Annotated in this window: 17 protein-coding genes; all 17 read right to left on the bottom strand. The window is 45.4% G+C overall.

Going from position 1 to position 18,470, the window contains the following annotated elements; genetic code table 11:
* Position 1: 1 nt before the first annotated feature.
* The 17 genes from AWU77_RS17010 to AWU77_RS17090 all read right to left on the bottom strand — a co-directional run bounded on the left by AWU77_RS17010 (position 2) and on the right by AWU77_RS17090 (position 18,295).
* Positions 2–1,075, bottom strand: a complete 1,074-nt coding sequence (locus tag AWU77_RS17010; protein ID WP_202966670.1) for a chemotaxis response regulator protein-glutamate methylesterase — start codon at positions 1,073–1,075, stop codon at positions 2–4.
* Positions 1,076–1,105: 30 nt separating this feature from the next.
* On the bottom strand, positions 1,106–1,717 hold the full coding sequence (gene cheD / locus AWU77_RS17015; protein WP_062066176.1) for a chemoreceptor glutamine deamidase CheD: 612 nt from the start codon (positions 1,715–1,717) through the stop codon (positions 1,106–1,108).
* Positions 1,707–2,561 (bottom strand): CheR family methyltransferase, encoded by an 855-nt coding sequence (locus AWU77_RS17020; protein WP_238582507.1) that lies wholly within the window; start codon positions 2,559–2,561, stop codon positions 1,707–1,709. Before AWU77_RS17020 ends, cheD begins: the two co-directional genes overlap by 11 nt.
* Before the next feature lie 74 nt (positions 2,562–2,635).
* Positions 2,636–5,017: a methyl-accepting chemotaxis protein gene (locus AWU77_RS17025; RefSeq protein WP_062066179.1), complete on the bottom strand. Its 2,382-nt coding sequence runs from the start codon at positions 5,015–5,017 to the stop codon at positions 2,636–2,638.
* Positions 5,018–5,029: 12 nt separating this feature from the next.
* Positions 5,030–5,527 (bottom strand): chemotaxis protein CheW, encoded by a 498-nt coding sequence (locus AWU77_RS17030; RefSeq protein ID WP_062066182.1) that lies wholly within the window; start codon positions 5,525–5,527, stop codon positions 5,030–5,032.
* Positions 5,528–5,545: 18 nt separating this feature from the next.
* Complete coding sequence (locus AWU77_RS17035) at positions 5,546–7,450, bottom strand: chemotaxis protein CheA (RefSeq protein ID WP_062066185.1); 1,905 nt, start codon at positions 7,448–7,450, stop codon at positions 5,546–5,548.
* Between the two features lie 70 nt (positions 7,451–7,520).
* Positions 7,521–7,886: a response regulator gene (locus AWU77_RS17040; protein ID WP_062066854.1), complete on the bottom strand. Its 366-nt coding sequence runs from the start codon at positions 7,884–7,886 to the stop codon at positions 7,521–7,523.
* Between the two features lie 47 nt (positions 7,887–7,933).
* On the bottom strand, positions 7,934–9,133 hold the full coding sequence (locus AWU77_RS17045) for a fused response regulator/phosphatase (RefSeq protein WP_152625392.1): 1,200 nt from the start codon (positions 9,131–9,133) through the stop codon (positions 7,934–7,936).
* Positions 9,134–9,144: 11 nt separating this feature from the next.
* Entirely contained in the window at positions 9,145–9,423 is a 279-nt protein-coding gene (locus tag AWU77_RS17050; RefSeq protein WP_062066193.1) for an STAS domain-containing protein, read from the bottom strand.
* 15 nt (positions 9,424–9,438) lie between these two features.
* Entirely contained in the window at positions 9,439–10,668 is a 1,230-nt protein-coding gene (locus AWU77_RS17055; protein ID WP_084618525.1) for a methyl-accepting chemotaxis protein, read from the bottom strand.
* Between the two features lie 246 nt (positions 10,669–10,914).
* Positions 10,915–12,435, bottom strand: coding sequence for a fumarate hydratase (locus AWU77_RS17060; protein WP_062066200.1), 1,521 nt, complete (start codon positions 12,433–12,435; stop codon positions 10,915–10,917).
* 199 nt (positions 12,436–12,634) lie between these two features.
* A complete protein-coding gene (locus AWU77_RS17065) occupies positions 12,635–13,426 on the bottom strand; it encodes a hypothetical protein (protein WP_062066205.1) in 792 nt (263 codons plus the stop codon).
* A gap of 190 nt (positions 13,427–13,616) precedes the next feature.
* On the bottom strand, positions 13,617–14,201 hold the full coding sequence (locus AWU77_RS17070) for a Fe-Mn family superoxide dismutase (protein ID WP_062066209.1): 585 nt from the start codon (positions 14,199–14,201) through the stop codon (positions 13,617–13,619).
* Positions 14,202–14,395: 194 nt separating this feature from the next.
* Positions 14,396–16,039, bottom strand: a complete 1,644-nt coding sequence (gene groL / locus AWU77_RS17075; RefSeq protein ID WP_062066212.1) for a chaperonin GroEL — start codon at positions 16,037–16,039, stop codon at positions 14,396–14,398.
* Positions 16,040–16,120: 81 nt separating this feature from the next.
* A complete protein-coding gene (locus AWU77_RS17080) occupies positions 16,121–16,411 on the bottom strand; it encodes a co-chaperone GroES (RefSeq protein ID WP_049630449.1) in 291 nt (96 codons plus the stop codon).
* Between the two features lie 296 nt (positions 16,412–16,707).
* A complete protein-coding gene (locus AWU77_RS17085; protein ID WP_062066215.1) occupies positions 16,708–17,232 on the bottom strand; it encodes an FxsA family protein in 525 nt (174 codons plus the stop codon).
* Between the two features lie 31 nt (positions 17,233–17,263).
* Complete coding sequence (locus tag AWU77_RS17090) at positions 17,264–18,295, bottom strand: DUF481 domain-containing protein (RefSeq protein WP_062066218.1); 1,032 nt, start codon at positions 18,293–18,295, stop codon at positions 17,264–17,266.
* Positions 18,296–18,470: the final 175 nt, after the last annotated feature.

Below are 18,470 nucleotides of genomic sequence, written 5' to 3' on the forward strand. Positions count from 1 at the left end.
ATTAGAGTCGGTTGCCGCTCCCCATTTGCTTGACTCTATCTAATAAGGCAGCCCCCATTCGATCCAACTCAATGGACTGATCGATGCCCCCACAAAGCACCGCCTCCTTAGGCATCCCATACACAACACAGCTCGCCTCATCTTGTGCAAAAGTGTAGCCTCCACCATTGCGGATATTCAGCATTCCTTTTGCGCCATCCTTCCCCATCCCCGTCAACAAAACACCAATTACATTTTTTCCACCCACTTTTGCAACCGACTCCATCATCACATCTACTGCAGGTCTATGGCGATGAACTGGCTCCGCATCAGAAAGTTTAACCACATAGTCGGCACCGGAACGAACCACTATTAAATGGTGCCCTCCTGGCGCCAAAAAAGCATGCCCCGGTAAAATACGCTCACCGCCTTTTGCCTCTACTACATGTAGACGAGTAATTTTATTAAGTCGCTCAGCATAAGTGCGAGTAAACCCGGGTGGCATATGCTGGGTGATGACAATCCCCGGCACTACGGCAGGTAATTGTATTAGCAGATCTTTTATTGCTTCAGTCCCTCCAGTTGAAGCGCCTATAGCAATAATTTTTTCTGTACTCGCCAACGCATTGGCCGGTTGAATCTTTTGATCCATACGAACTTCAACGCGCTCTTTTTTCTGCAAGGGTTTCACACGAACACTTGCTGCAGAACGAATTTTTTCTAGAATAATTTCTGCGTATTCCTTAATCCCACTGCTGACTCCCAACTTAGGTTTGGGAATAAAATCTACCGCCCCAAACTCTAAGGCGCGCAATGTGGCCTCGGCACCAGCTTCCGTTAATGTAGAAATCATGACAACCGGCGTAGGACGTGCCGCCATCAACTTTTGTAAAAAAGCCAAACCATCCATACGGGGCATCTCAATATCCAGCGTAATTACATCAGGCGTAAATTGATTCACCATATCACGGGCCACATAAGCATCGGGGGCAGCACCTACCAACACCATATCTGGCGCATTGCGAACAATCTCCGCCAGCAAACTGCGAACCAAGGCAGAATCATCAACCACCAACACTTTTATCGGCATAAGCATTCAATTCCAACAAAATCTTTAAATCATTACTTAATCGAATAACTCAACGCCCCCACTTTTAGGCGTGTATTTCATTCGCATACGATACTCACTTTCACGATCTGAAATAGTTGTGTTATGTAAGGATTTAATTTTTTTAACCAATACCTGACCCGAGTCAGGAAAAAAATATACTTTCCGCGGAAAGTCACCCAGCAAGTCTTGTGCGACCACAGGAATCTGCTCTATTTGTAAATAATCCAGTACAAATTCCACATTGCGCTGCCCAACATTACAATGGGTTAATCCGCGCAGCACATTACCACCACCAAAATCTTTAGCCTCAAAGCGCCCACGATTCGCTCCCATCTTTAACAGATGATTCACCAATAGCTCCATGGCATATACTCCGTAGCGAGCCGATTCAGTAAAAAAATCTGTATTTTCAGAATTATCACTAGGCAACAAAAAATGATTCATTCCCCCAATACCCGAAAATTTATCGCGCAAACAAACTGCCACGCACGAACCCAACACAGTCACAATTAATTTATCGCCCGCAGTGACATAATATTCACCAGGTAATATTTTTACGGCTTGCCGCATAAAGTGGCGATCGTAATAAACCGTGGGAGCGAGATGTACATTATTCTCATCTACCATCAACGCCCCCCAGATTATCCACGCCGACCGGAATATAAGTTGTTTTTCCAACTAAACGTACCAAATGATTTGCATGAGAAAAACTTTCCGAGTGTCCGGCAATATACAACCCATCTGGTACTAGCAACCGCACCATACGCCCCAGTATTTCCAATTGGGTAGATTTATCAAAATAGATCATTACATTGCGGCAAAAAATAACATCAAAAAATCCACTTAGATGCCAATGCTTATCGAGCAAATTAATCTGGCGAAAACTGATCAACTCGCGCAATTCATCTACTACCTTGGCTTTCCCGGTATTGGCACCCTTTCCGCGCAGAAAGAATTGTTTTTTTTGTTCATGACTAAAAACATCTAACCGATCAATAGCATAAATACCCAAGGCAGCAGATTGCAAAACCTGGCTATCAATATCAGAGGCAATAATTTCTACCGGCGGTCTATAAGTGCCATAAGCCTGCACTAGAGCCATTGCAATTGAATAAGGCTCTTCACCCGTGCTTGAGGCAGCACACCAAATTCGGCAAGGCTTATTATATCTATGCTTTTTTATAAAATTGCTGAGTATGTCAAAGTGATGCTCCTCACGGAAAAACGCCGTGAGATTAGTAGTCAAAGCATTGATAAACTCCTGCAATTCTTCCGGTGTATGATCCAGATAATTTAAATATTCATTAAAGCTATCAATATTCAACAAACGCAAACGCCGAGCTAAGCGGCTATACACTAACTGTTTTTTACTTGCACCAAGATTTATTCCAGCTTTTTGATAAATAACCGCCTTCACCCGAATAAAATCAGCATCAGCATAATGAAATTCCCGCATCGAATGATCAGTCACATGCAGATTCCTCGCCTAATAGTTCACACCAGTGGCAAATAAGCAGCCACTGGTTTGTGAGGTATCTACATTACTTAAAATTGTTCCCATTCATCTTCAGCTGAACTGCTGGGGGGGGTTAACTTTTTATTGACTTTTACTTTAGGTGTGACCAGTTTCTGTGCCGGTTTAACAATTTTTTGAGTATTTCTTCTGGATACAGTTAAACCATTTGCCGCACCCAATTGATCGCTTCGCTCATCTAATCGAAATTGCTCAACATTACGATTTAGTTCATCAGCTTGCGACTGTAAACTTTCCGCTGCTGCTGCTGCCTCTTCAACCAACGCGGCATTTTGCTGAGTCATCTCATCCATTTGCGAGACTGCAGTGGACACCTCCTCAATTCCGGTGGACTGCTCAGCGGAAGCAGCGGCAATTTCCGCCATAATATCGTTGACTCGCTTGATAGCACTCACAATTTCTTTCATGGTGTCGCCAGATTTTCCTACCAGGCTATTGCCATTATCAATTTTTTGCACCGAATCAGAAATTAACGATTTAATATCTTTTGCCGCATTTGCTGAGCGCTGTGCCAAGGTGCGCACCTCGGAAGCTACTACAGCAAAACCGCGCCCCTGATCACCGGCACGAGCCGCCTCTACAGCAGCATTAAGTGCAAGAATATTCGTCTGGAAGGCAATGCCATCAATGACACCAATAATGTCGGATATTTTTCTGGCCGATTCATTAATGGCATTCATAGTCGTCACCACTTGCTGAATTAAGGCACCGCCGTCAATTGCGACCGTCGACGCCTGTTCAGCCAACACATTGGCTTGTTTTGCATTATCAGCATTAAGCTTCACCGTAGAGGTCAACTCCTCCATTGAAGATGCGGTCTCTTCAAGATTTGCCGCCTGCTGTTCGGTACGGCTTGAGAGATCCGCATTGCCTTGTGCAATTTCACTTGATGCTGTAAAAATCATATCTGCAGCACTGCGAATATCGCTAAGCATTTTGGTGAGATTTTCTGTAGTTTCATTGCAATAATTTTTTAGATCGCCAAACGTACCGGTATACTCAACATCAATTCGTTCAGTAAGATCACCTTTAGCTACAGCACCCAATACGCGAGCAACATCGTTCAAGCCTCTTTCCGCAGTCGCCACCAATGTATTCAAACCTTCAGCCAAACTCAGGAAAAATCCGCTCTTACCTTCGGTGCGAATACGCTCGCTAAAATTACCCGCTGCGGCAGAATTAACAATATTATTGACTTCGGTCTCCACAGCAACTTCCGCAGTTCTATCCAGCCACTCAACAACCGACCCTAAACGAGTTCCATCTTTGGAGAAAATAGGATTTGCGACCAAGCGAAAATGACGTTTACCCACCACGATATTAGAAGTATAAGTAGTCGTGAGATTCTCCAGCAACTTCATTTGATGCGCGGGGTTTTTATGGAATATATCCATATTACTGCCAACAATTTTATCTACCGAAAAATGCGGCAGCACTGTACGAATATCAGCTTCTGCTACGCGTAACATTTTTTCAACCGACTGGTTCATGTAGATAATTTTTCGCTCAGGATCAGCAATCATCACATTTGTTGTAGTCGTTTCTAGCGCTCCCAAAATTCGGCTCATTTCATGTTCTGTAGCCACTTCTTTGGTGCGATCAACCCACTCAACCACCGTCCCCAAACGTTCGCCAGATTCTGAAAAAATTGGATTGACGATCAAACGAAAGACTATACCTGCCACCGTAATCTGACTGGTATAGGTATCGCGCAGATTGGATAACAGCTGCATTTGATGGGATGGGTTTCGATGGAAAATATCTATGTTACTACCCATTACTTTATCTACCGAAAAGTGCGGCAAAGCTTTCCGTAAGTCCGGCTCGACTAAACGCAGCATTTTTTCAACTGCTTTATTCATATAGACGATATTACGCTCAGGATCAGCCACCATCACGTTCGATGAGGTTGAATCCAACGCGCCCACAATTTGCTGCAGCGCACTTGCAGATTTAAGTTTTTTAATTGCATCTTCAGTAATATCAGTTGCATATTTTACCACCTTAAATGGCCGACCTTCGCCATCTAAAATAGGGTTATAACTAGCCTGAATCCAGACTTCCTTGCCGCCATTTCCAATCCGTTTATACTGACCAGCCTCAAAGTCACCTCGCCCCAACTTCTCCCAAAATGAACGATATTCAGAACTCGCACGATAGACAGGGTCTACAAAAATGCTGTGGTGTTTACCTTTAATTTCATCAAGTCTATACCCCATCACATCTAGAAAATTTTGATTGGCATCGAGGATTCTGCCATCCAGGTTAAATTCAATAACAGCTTGTACTCGATTGATTGCCGCAAGTTGTCCGCGCATACCGTCATACTCAAGCGCATCTACTTTAATCATTTTTTTAGCGGCACTTGCATTAAATAAATTACTTAGATTCATTTACACTTCTCCTTATACGCTAGCATCAGCTTCTGACGGCTTATCAAATAGACCAAGCTCATCGCTCGATATCAATTCATTAATATCAACCAAAATAATCATCTGTTCATTTATAGTCGCAAGTCCTAATAGATAGCGACTATTAAATGCAACACCAAAATCAGGCGGCGGGCGCAACTGCTCTTTAGCCAAGCTCACAACATCTGATACACCGTCCACCACCATGCCGACGATACGATTGTGTATATGCAGAACTATTACGATAGTAAATTCATCATAGGTAGCTTGCCCTACTGAAAATTTAATTCGTAAATCGACAATCGGCACAATATCACCGCGCAAATTAATGACGCCCTTAATAAACGGCGGTGCATTCGCAATTTTAGTCGGCCGCTCATAACCTCTAATTTCTTTTACCGTCAAAATATCCAAAGCATAATTTTCTTCACCTAGCGTAAATGTTAAAAACTCCTGGTTATCTTGCAGCACGCCTGCGGGCTCAATCATCATGCACCTCTACTGTAATGACTAACTTGCCAGGGACAATGGAATTTCAGGAGTCTTGGCCGCAAGCGATTCAACATCAAGAATCAATGCCACGCTGCCATCTCCCATAATGGTTGCACCTGCTACTCCCTGTACTCGCTTGTAGTGATGCTCCAAACTTTTAATAACAACTTGTTGCTGCCCCACCAGTGCGTCAACAAACAACGCAAAATGATGTTTGTTCGCTTCAATTAATACCGCAATTCCTTTATGCGCCTCGGTAAATTGTGGTTCCAACTGCATCGCTTTATACAAAGGTAAAATGGGCCAATATTCATCTCGCACCAATAACAGTTGATCATCTCCGGCCAAGGTTTTTATTTCGCATTCCTTCGGCTGCATTGATTCCACAATATTTACCAGAGGAATAATGAACGTTTGATCACCTACAGAGACGCACATACCATCAACGATTGCTAATGTCAGCGGCAAACGAATAGTAATTACCGATCCCTTTCCCGCCTCCGATTCAATGTCAATTCGCCCACCCAATGCCTGCACATTCCGGCGCACGACATCCATGCCTACACCACGCCCAGACACATCTGTTACTTGATCTGCCGTAGAGAAGCCAGGTGCAAAAATTAATTGCCACACTTCGGCATCAGACGGGTTATCACTGATTGGAATAGATTTTTCGCGGGCTTTTCTCAAAATTCGTTCGCGACTAAGACCTCCGCCGTCATCGCTAATACTAATTACAATACTGCCGCCTTGTTGTGCAGCTTTAAGCGTGACGGTTCCTGTTGGATTTTTTCCACAGGCTTGACGCACATCTGCAGGTTCAATACCGTGATCAATGGAGTTGCGTACTAAATGAGTTAGAGGATCAACTAGTTTTTCGGTAAGCCCTTTGTCTAATTCGGTTTCACCGCCCTCTATAATTAGATCTATTTTTTTTCCTAGCTTTGCCGATAAATCACGCACAACCCGAGGAAAACGATTAAACACAAACGAAACAGGTAGCATGCGGATGGACATTACTGCCTCTTGTATTTCACGGGTATTACGTTCCAATTCATTCGCTACTGCTTGAAATTTTTCACCCAAGGCGCCATCAAAACTTTTTCCTAGTAAATTCATCATGGATTGCGTTATAACAATTTCTCCGACCAGATTAATCAACTGATCGACCTTGGCAACATCAACGCGAATGGATGAGCTTTCAACGCTAATGGCTTCGCTTGCTTTAGATTTTATTTTATTTTCACTGGCAGCCTCATTACTCTTGGCAGAAACAGGGATCAGTGGTGTTTCAACAGGCGATTGCGCATTTGAATCACCGGGTAACAGATCATCAATAAAATTATGCAAATCTGAGTTGACAGCACTCGCTGGGGCGGCACCAATGGACTCCGCAGGTACGACCTCATCAAAAAAACCAAAACCATCATCTACTTCTGTATCAAAAAAGCCATAATCTTCACTTTGTGTAACCGCCTCCACCTCAGTGAAAAAACCATAGCTTCCATCTGTTTCTTCAGGCTGCGAATTTTGCCCTGCGGTAACCAGCTCTAATTTTTTAGTTATTGTATGAACACCAGCCCAATCCAGATCGGAACCCACTCGGTAGCAATGCAGTATGGCTTTCAATTGATCGACAGAGGATAGAAATAAATCAATATATTCTGCTGTTACTGGCAGTTTTCCTTGGCGAATTTTATCAAGCAAACTCTCCATGATATGAGTAACACTCGCCAGCGCATCGAAGCCAAAAATACCACTCCCACCTTTAATAGAATGCGCGGCGCGGAAGATACTGTTGAGTAATTCAGCATCGGGATGCTGTAGATCAACCTCCAACAAATGCTGTTCCATTTCTTCAAGGTGCTCTTGGCTCTCCTCAAAAAAAACAGCGTGAAACTGCTTCATGTCAATAGACGACATAGCACAAACCCTTCAAATCCATCTTTCTGCACTAGCCACAGTTACTCAGTGGCGCCAATAACACCTTGCACTAGCCCATTACTTTTTTGGCAATCTCTAATAACTTCGCCGGATCAAATGGTTTAACCATCCATCCCGTTGCACCTGCTGCTCGTCCTTGTGCCTTCATCGCATCACTTGCCTCTGTTGTCAGCATGACAATTGGCGTACGCACATGAGCGGGCAACGCACGCGCTGATTTAATAAAGGTTAGACCGTCCATGTTTGGCATATTTTGATCAGTCAAAATAAAATCGTAACTTTTGGTTTTGCAAAAATTAAAAGCTTCCAAACCATCTTTTGCAGCAGTAACCGCATACCCAGCAGACTTAAGGGTTGCCTCCACCATCTGCCGGACAGATACCGAATCGTCCACAATTAACACTTGCTTACTCATACCATCAACCTCTTGTTTCACCATTAATAACTATTCACAAGCTCGTTTTAGCTAACAGAATTACCCGATGTATGTCCAGCCAAAATACGAGCCATATCCAGAATGCAAATGGAAATATCATCGCGGTATTTTTTACGCCCAGTGTATTGCTCCAACGCCACAACGAGTGATGCCAATATTTCTGCAGGATTAGTCAGCGCGATATTGGCGACTCGATCAATTGAAAATGAAACTCCATCTTCATTTGTTTCTTCAATTAAACCATCACTATAAGCAACAATTAGCCCAAGACTTTGCGCAGGACAACTAACAACACTGGCATCAAACATTCCCTCTTCTAAAATACCCAACGCCATGTGTTGCGAATCAAATTGATGCAGTAATTTTCCTTTATGCATCCAATACACTGGAGGCATACCGCCATTCCACACATCAATTTCATTTTGTTCACGACGCCAGTGAACTATTACCGCCGCAACAAAGCGATCACCAGGCGTGTCATGGATTAATTTTTTATTGATCTCAGTGACTATTGAGTTAAGGTTAAAATTTTTGTCTACCATACTGCTAAAAATTGATACCATTGGCATTAAGGTAATAGCTGCAGACAACCCATGACCCGTTGCATCAGCCAATAAGAAATAGAAATCGCCGGAAGGAGAGATTTTAGTTAAGGCAATATCACCGCTAAATGAAGCGGACGGCTGTAACCATGCAGTGACGCCATCCACCACCTGACTATTTTGCTGCAATAGATATTCGTAAGTAGCTTTTGCAATGGATTCTTCACGCTCCGCCTCAGACTTAAATCGCTCCAGCTCCGCCGTTTGCAGCGCAATTATTTTTTGCATTGCGACAGTATTTATTAATGCACTCGCTTTCAATGCAAGCAGCGAAAGATTAACCGGCTTGATCAAATAGTCTGTAACACCTTTCGCAAAACAATTTTCAAGCAATACAGAATCCTGATTTGAACTAATCATTATCACAGGAGGCTTATTAATTTTATTATTAAAATCCAGATCAGCTAAAAACTCTAACCCGGTACCATCTCCCAGCTGATAGTCCAACACAATTAAATCAAACGTGGAATTTGTTTTTAGCAACTCAAACGATTTCAAATAACTGCATATAGAATGAGTAACAAATCCTTTACTACGCAAAAATTGACACATCAACTCATTTAGGTATTCATCATCATCCACAACCAAGATTGAATATGCTGGACCAAATGAGAAATCGTTCATGGCGGCATTCACTAGCTCATTTCAATTATTTTTTGTAAATTTGCTAGCTGTAAAATTTCTTTAGGCGCGGATAGAAGATTTGTCATTACAATCTTTGATTCTCTGGACTGGGCTTTTTTTTGCGACATTACTAACAGGCCTATTCCTGCACTATCGATATACTCCATCTCGGCGCAATCCAATGTCACAGTACCCGCACACTCCAAAGCTGACAGCACATCCCGGTTAAAGGTAGCACTGGAAGAATAGTCAAATCGTTTTGGCATCTTTATTACAGTTGAACCCGACATTCTTTTCTCCATCATTTAGAAAAAATCAACCGATCCACTCTCGACTGAGCTCGCCGACACAGGATTATTTTTTTGACGGTAAGATGATGCTTTATACTTTTCCAATTCATTATTGAGGCAGGAAAAATCTTCTACCGCATCCTCTAGGGAAGAAGCGATAGGCACTAACTCTTCCAGGCGCCGAATAATGTGACGCATATTTTGAGTGGACATATCTTCAAATTGCATAGCGCGCATCGCATTGTGAAGTGCTTCAACCAAATCTCCAACCAAGGCTTCCATCTCCTGATTAATGCGCTGATTTCTGTCCGCTTTATTTATTAATTTATCACTGACACGCTGCATTTCTGCTTTTGCCTTTAACACATATGTCATATCCTGTGAGGCAACTTCATCTACTGATTTGGTCAAATCGTCAATTGCAGCCGCGATATCTTTTAAACGCTGCTGAATTTCTAAACTAAAACCCGCCGAGCGATTCGACAGCGCCCGCACTTCATCAGCCACTACGGCAAAGCCTCGCCCAGCCTCACCGGCACGCGCAGCTTCTATCGCAGCGTTAAGCGCAAGTAAATTAGTTTGCGCGGCTATTTGATCTATATCTTTCAAGGCTTTGAGCACTTCTGGCATTTGACTGGCAATAGCACCGACCTTCTCCGCCAGCTCTACAGAAGAAGCACTCATGTTTACAGTGGTGTCGACAAATTTATTTAGTAAGTTATAAGTATTTTCTGCAAATGAGCTCATTCGTTGCGAGATACTCTCATTAGTTTCACTCGCGTCAGTCTCATAGAGTAATTGCTGCATTCCCTGTTGCTGCTGTTGCAACAGGGCTTCAATTTTTTCAAACGCCAATGTCAGCGTTCCCACGGCATCAGTTTGAATGCCAATTTGCGCAGTTAAATTCTCCATGCTCTCATGCACGACCTCGGTCATGATCGCGCTGGTTTGGCTAAGCGAGCTCTTTGTTATCGAAGAAACAACAGCAACCGACAATGACGTCGCAGGCCGGGTAGCACCTGCTTCCCGCACTGGATTTGTAGAGGAATAAAGACTATAGGCGAGTAATGCAGACACCAACATCACGCCAACAATTGGATGTACATACACTCCTAATATCGAACCTGCACAAAAAGCCAGCACGAGAAGCCACAGTGGTTTCAACTGCATAAAGCATCCAACTCCATTAACTCCATAGCGAACCCATTTAGCTTGTATGTGCACAGATAGAAGAGCACTCAGCATTTAAACAAGCTTTTTGTAAAAGTAGCAGGTTTATTTTAGTTTGCTTCGCAGGCAATGATTTTATTCAACTTATTATGGAAAAGCGGCGCAACAATTGATGCAAGACAATTAAATTTAAAACAAAACAACTTATAAACTTTTTTCTTATTTCCAATTTTTATATTTTTCTGACAATAAAAAACCGACTGTTGTTAGCAGCCGGTTTTTTATTGCGCATAAAACAATGCAATATTAAACGCCAAATATTTATTGCACCTGCACGACACCCTCTTCTATTTTTGCTTTCCAGATTTGCGGGCCGGTGGTGTGCACGGACTCGCCACGCGAATCTACCGCGACGGTAACAGGCATATCTTTGACGTCAAATTCATAAATCGCTTCCATTCCCAATTCCGGGAAGCCCAATACCTTGGCAGATTTAATTGCCTGTGCAACCAAATAAGCTGCTCCACCGACGGCCATCAAATACACAGATTTATTATCGCGAATCGCTTCAATTGCAGCCGGGCCGCGTTCGGATTTACCGATCATCCCAAGCAGACCGGTTTGCTCCAGCATGGTGCGGGTGAATTTATCCATGCGTGTTGCAGTGGTTGGGCCAGCCGGGCCAACCACTTCATCGCGGATTGGGTCAACCGGGCCAACGTAATAAATGAAGCGGCCTTTCATGCTCACTGGCAACTCTTCGCCTTTGGCGAGCATATCAATCATCTTTTTATGCGCGGCATCGCGACCGGTGAGCATTTTGCCTGACAGCAATACGGTTTCACCGGTTTTCCAATCCAATACATCTTCTGGTTTTAAGGTGTCGAGGTTTACACGGCGAACACTGTCACCTACATCCCAACTAATCTCAGGGTAATCTTCCAAGGCAGGTGGCGTTTGGAATGATGCGCCAGAACCATCCAGCACAAAATGTGCATGGCGAGTTGCCGCGCAGTTGGGGATGATGGCAATAGCTTTGTTCGCCGCATGGGTGGGGTAGTCTTTGATTTTGACATCCACTACGGTGGTCAAACCACCCAGACCCTGCGCACCAATACCCAAGCGATTGATTTTATCGTATAGCTCGATACGCAATTCTTCGTAGCGATCATTTGGACCGCGCGCTTGCAGCTCTTGAATATCAACCGGATCGAGCAAGGCTTCTTTGGCGAGCAGCATGGCTTTTTCTGCGGTGCCGCCGATGCCAATACCGAGCATGCCCGGGGGACACCAGCCAGCGCCCATCTCTGGTACAACTTTTAATACCCAATCGACTACTGAATCAGATGGGTTCAGCATCGCAAATTTAGTTTTTGCTTCAGATCCGCCGCCTTTAGCCGCTACATGTACGTCAACAGTATTGCCGGGAACGATGTTGTAGTGGATCACGGCGGGGGTGTTATCACCGGTGTTTTTACGCGCACCGTCCGGGTCAGCGAGGATCGACGCACGCAAGACGTTATCGGGGTTCATATAGGCGCGGCGTACACCTTCATTGACCATATCAGTGAGGCTCATTTGCGCATCCCACTGCACATCCATACCCACGGTTACAAAAACGGTGACAATGCCAGTGTCTTGGCAAATCGGGCGACGCCCCATGGCACACATGCGCGAATTGATCAGAATCTGCGCCATCGCATCTTTAGCGGCCTTGTTCTGCTCGCGCTCGTAGGCTTGATGAATGGCCTGAATGAAATCAACGGGGTGGTAATAGGAAATAAATTGCAGCGCATCGGCGACGCTGTCGATCAAATCTTGTTGGCGAATCACGGTTGGCATAATTAACTTCTCGATTGTTAGGTCGTAAAGTGGGAGGGGGAAAAGTGGTGCCAATTCTACACCATCAAACTGGATAGTTTTAGGCATCCTGCATATAGGTCTGACAAGGCTGTAATACAAAAGCATAAAAAAAGAGGAGCCGATTTATCACTCAGCTCCTCTTTTTGTTCATTACTGGATAACGCTAGCATCGAACCAACTATTTGGGTGCTGTACCCAGTTGTTGTTTGATTTGCAAAAGTTCTCGATTAGTGCCACGACGGAAAGCATCAATCGCCGCGATGGCCTCTTCATTGGTACGCAAGCGCGCGGCCAAACTATCCAGTGCAGTCATTTCTAGCTGCATCTTGGCCAACTCTTCTTTTAGATTTTGTACATTCTGGGATTGCTGACTAACACTGGTGCTCATGCCATCAATTTTTGCTGCAGCAGCATCAGCAACTGCTTTATTGGCAGCCACTTCTTGTTTGAGCGAAGAGGCCAGAGTGCGAGCCTCAGCACCCACTTTTTGGGCATTAGCTGCATCGCGCGCAACTGCGGTCGTTTTTTCGGTATTTGCCGCAATCGCTTTGCGGTTGGTTTCAATCAACGCCGTAATACGACGCACTTCAGCATCCATTTTTTTCAAATTGGATTGCAAGGTGACTACCGAGGCACTGGACTCTTCCGAGGTCAAACTCAGCTGCTGCTCCAAGCCTTTGATACGGACATCAGCCTGCTGCAACATCGCCTGCGCTTGAAACAATTGCCACCCCAAAAAGCTTGCTCCCCCAGCAGCAACCAATGCAATCACCAACGCTATAGCTGGCAAACTGCTAGACGGGGCAGCTGGCGCATACGCAGGTGTTGCTTGCGGAGTGGGCTTTCGCGCGGGGCGCGCTGGCGGCAAATCATCATCGTGGTCGCGCGCTGGTGGCTGCTGACGACGACTTGTGGATTCCGCTGGCTCAGATATTCCGCCAGTCGATAATGTGGGTTCTCTGCGTTCCATAACAACAAATACCTTAGCGGTTAAGACGATGGATCAAATGGACGTTTAGTGTGCGCGCATTTTATAGCAGCGACCAGTACAAACATAGTTCAGCAGTATGGGATGACAGCAATATTTTATTTTGCGCCATAAAAAAACGGGCGCGATGCCCGTTTTTTTAATGCAAGTTCACCAATAAGCGGCGCCCTGATTATTTTGCGAAATTTGCGTTCACAAATTCCCAGTTTACCAACGCCCAGAAAGCGTTCATGTAAGTTGGGCGCGCATTGCGGTAATCGATGTAATAAGCGTGCTCCCACAAATCCACAGTCAGGATGGGAGTAACAGATGCGTCGGTCAACGGAGTTGCAGCATTGCTGGTGTTAACTATGGCAACAGAACCATCGGCTTTTTTCACCAACCAGGTCCAGCTTGAACCGAAATTGTTGATAGCAGATGCGGTGAACTCTTCTTTGAACTTGTCGAATGAACCGAATGCTTTGTTGATTGCTTCTGCAACTGCACCAGTCGCTGCGCCGCCACCGTTAGGGCTCAGGCAGTGCCAGTAGAAAGTGTGGTTCCAGATTTGAGCAGCATTGTTGAACACACCGCCAGAAGAAGTTTTGATCACTTCTTCCAACGATTTACCTTCAAATTCGGTACCAGGAACCAGACCGTTCAACTTATCAACATAAGTTTTGTGGTGTTTGCCGTGGTGAAATTCCAGAGTTTCTTGCGAAATATGAGGAGCCAAAGCGTCAATTGCATAAGGCAGTGCTGGTAATTCAAAAGCCATGATGTTTCTCCTAATTCACGGTTGTATAGATAGTTCACGCTTGTATAGATTCAATCTTTGTCAAAATCCGCCAGCGAATCATAACAATTAAATGAATTTGCGCTTATTAAAAATTCGCTATCGCTAACATTATTGTACGCATCAGCAAAAACAATTACGGCCCACTAGGGGCCGTAATTATCGAGTGGTTCGGCTTACATCATACCGCCCATGCCACCCATACCACCCATGCCGCCCATATCAGGTGCAGATGGTTTATCTTCTGGCATGTCGGCAACCATTGCTTCGGTGGTAATCATCAAACCAGCGATAGAACCTGCAGCCTGCAGCGCAGAACGGGTTACTTTAGCTGGATCGAGAATACCCATTTCGATCATGTCGCCGTAAACACCGGTCGCAGCGTTATAGCCGTAGTTGCCAGTGCCTTTTTTCACTTGGTCAGCAACAACTGATGGCTCATCACCTGCGTTGGCAACGATTTGACGCAACGGTGCTTCCATTGCACGGCGTGCAATGGCGATACCGGCGTTTTGATCTTCGTTGTCACCTTTCAGGTCTTTGATTGCCGCAACGGCGCGCAACAAAGCAGTACCACCGCCGGGCACCACGCCTTCTTCTACTGCTGCACGGGTAGCATGCAGAGCATCTTCAACGCGTGCTTTCTTCTCTTTCATTTCCATTTCAGTGGCAGCGCCCACTTTGATTACCGCAACACCGCCAGCCAATTTGGCTACGCGCTCTTGCAGTTTTTCGCGGTCGTAATCAGAAGAGGTTTCTTCGATCTGCACACGAATTTGTTGTACGCGTGATTTGATTTCTTCTGCGTTGCCAGCACCATCAACGATAGTGGTGTTGTCTTTGTTCATGGTGACGCGTTTTGCAGTACCCAAGTGCTCCAAAGTAGCGCTTTCCAAATCCAAGCCAACTTCTTCAGAGATCACAGTTCCGCCAGTCAATACGGCGATATCTTGCAACATTGCCTTGCGACGATCGCCAAAGCCAGGTGCTTTAACCGCAGCTACTTTTACGATGCCACGAATATTGTTCACTACCAACGTAGCCAAGGCTTCGCCTTCCACGTCTTCTGCAACGATTACCAACGGCTTGCCTGATTTGGCAACGCCTTCCAACACCGGCAGCAATTCGCGAATGTTAGAGATTTTTTTGTCGACCAACAAAATATACGGGTGGTCGTGCTCAACACTCATGTTGTCTTGATTATTGATGAAGTATGGAGACAGGTAACCGCGGTCAAACTGCATACCTTCTACTACGTCCAACTCGTTGTCGAGGCTGGTGCCTTCTTCAACGGTGATCACGCCTTCTTTACCTACTTTGTCCATCGCCTCTGCAATCAAAGCGCCGACCGAGGTGTCGCTGTTGGCAGAGATGCTGCCCACTTGCGAAATGGATTTGCTATCAACACAAGGCTGCGCAATAGATTTAACGTGCGCAACAGCAGCACCAATCGCTTTATCGATACCACGCTTCAAGTCCATTGGGTTCATGCCTGCAGCAACAGACTTCAAACCCTCGTTAACGATAGCTTGCGCCAACACGGTTGCAGTAGTGGTGCCATCACCGGCGTCGTCAGAAGCGCGTGAAGCAACTTCTTTCAACATTTGTGCGCCCATGTTTTCGAACTTGTCTTTCAGGTTAATTTCTTTCGCAACAGACACACCGTCTTTAGTCACGGTTGGAGCGCCGAATGACTTCTCCAAAACCACGTTACGACCTTTTGGGCCGAGAGTCGCTTTAACCGCATCGGCCAACACATTGACACCAACCAACATACGTTGACGTGCGTTATCACCAAATTTCACATCTTTAGCTGACATATCTTCAATTCCTACAGTCTTTTGTTAACACAGGGAAACCAACACTTGGCGGTTTCACGTTAAATTCTTAAGGCAGTCGGATTACACCAGAACCGCTTTGATATCGGACTCGCTCAGGATCACCAGCTCTTCGCCATCAATAGTGATGGTATCGCTGCCTGCATATTTGCCAAACACTACGACATCACCCACTTTTACATCCAAAGGACGCAGCTCACCGCTTGCCAGTACACGGCCATTACCTACAGCCAGCACTTCACCTTGGTTGGGTTTCTCTTTCGCTGCACCGGACAGGATGATACCGCCAGCGGTTTTGGTTTCTTCTTCTTTGCGACGAACAACAACGCGATCATGCAACGGACGAATTTTCATGGAACTTTGTCTCCTAACAAAACAAGTTTAACGAGCTTGGAACCTGACTCTTGCCCACAGCAGTGCGATAGCAAGAGTACGGGCTCCGCGTGTGACATATAGGGACAACCAAAAAAGTTTCAAGCTAAAAAATTTTCAAGCTGACAATTTTCAAGGCTGCCATTAAAGCGGCCGCTCTACAGGGATGAGCTCAGGTGCTCCCTGTAATACGGCAACCTAAATGCGGTGACACCTATCTGGGGTTAGGTTTGGGGATTTCAACGGAAGGAGGTGAAAATTCTTGTTTAGGCAGCGATTTAGTCGTTTTTACGCTCAGTAGACGAGGTGGATTCGGGCTTCTGGTCAATAAGTATGCCTGTCCCATCTGATTCAGGTTCAACATTCGCAGCTCCTTGATGCTCATAAACATTGCCGGTTGAGCGGGTAAATCCACCAGTGCTAAAGGAGTGAAAGGCCTGACTATTATTAGCCGCCATCTTTGCCAGCCAACGCTTAAGCATTAAGCGGCGTACCAGTGGGATAAAACACAGCAATGCTAGTACATCACTGATAAAACCCGGAATGATTAACAGCACCGCGCCCACGGCTTTAAACAGCCCGTCTGCCAGCGCTTGCGCGGGCAACTCGCCGCCGCTACGAACATTTTGTGCCGCACGCAACATGCTCGACGCACCCAAATAGCGCAGCAAGTTGATACCGAGAAAAATCATCGCCACCAGCCAGACAATAACCGCCAGTGCCCCTGTTTCGCCGCCGATTACAATCATCAACCAGAGTTCAAGGAAAGGTAATAACAACAGCGGGAGAATAGGCAGGCGCATTATCGGCATCCAAAATAGTGAGGATGGCAGTTTACCACTTGTAACTTATGCCCAGCGACATACGTGTATCTTTGCTCTGGCGTGTCGGCTGCGGATCTTTATCCAGCCAATAATCAACTTTGAATTCAGAATAAATACGCTTCAGGATCATCGAACTCAGTCCAGTCGATGTTTTCAGCTGCACATTCGGCTCGTCCTCAGTTGATTGCAGCATTTCATTGTTGTGAAAAAAGCCTACGCCCCAAGGCAAGTTATAGCGAAAATCCAGCGCCGCTCCCAGCGCGACAAAGTCATCTTCCAGCGCATAATCGCCCACCAATCCATCCGGCAGCTGGTATGACTCATCGTGTAACGCCAAACCGGTTTTAAGCGATAAAGTCATGGTTTTGTTTTCAAAAAATTGATACCCCGCCCCTGAGCCAAGGCGCTCATAGGAGCGCATACCGCGTTGGGGATCTGCGCCCGCTAACAGGCTGTTGTACCAAAACCAATGCTCCCCCAAAAACCAATCGAGCGAATAATGTAGATTCCAGCGCTCCTGTGGCGCAGAAAAATTCCACGAAGCGCGCGCAAATTCACCGCCCGCCACATGGCGAAAATCATTGCGCCGCACCGTGATTTCACCCTGTGCATTCCACTCATCGCGCACCTCATTACCGCGCGAATAGGCGCCCCACAAGTTGAGACGCCCGTGGTGCACATAGGCGCCCTTTTTAAAATCCTCATAGGGCATAAGGGTTTTGATGCGCAGCAGTGAAGCGCGTTTTACACGATCAGATTCAGCGCAGCGATAGCGTAAATATTCAGCATCCATTGGCTCCAACTTGCAAGGCACATTATTGCCATTGATTTTCAGCGCAACATCCGTCTGAATGTTTTTAATATTCGTCTTCTTGATATTTTGCTCGCCAAAATTTTTGGAGCGCCAGAGTAAATAGTCGTCATCGATACTAACCAGCTCCCCCTCCAGACGATCGCCATTTAACAACTCCACAACGCCAGCCACAGCAGTTGCACTGAGCCATAACAACAGCAAACAACACAGCGATAGGATTTTTTTCACAACTAACCTTTTTAGCGGAAATATGAGCAGGAATGGTTTATCAGAAGTCTAATAGCCATTAAAGTGAGCACAGCCCAGCGCTGCAACGCCAAAAGTGTTAATAATGTTAATTTAAGTTACCTTGAGTTTAGTGACGTAAATCCAGCGTCGATAATGATGGCTGCGCACGCAAATC

The organism is Cellvibrio sp. OA-2007 (genome assembly GCF_000953825.1).
Taxonomy (GTDB): Bacteria; Pseudomonadota; Gammaproteobacteria; order Pseudomonadales; family Cellvibrionaceae; genus Cellvibrio.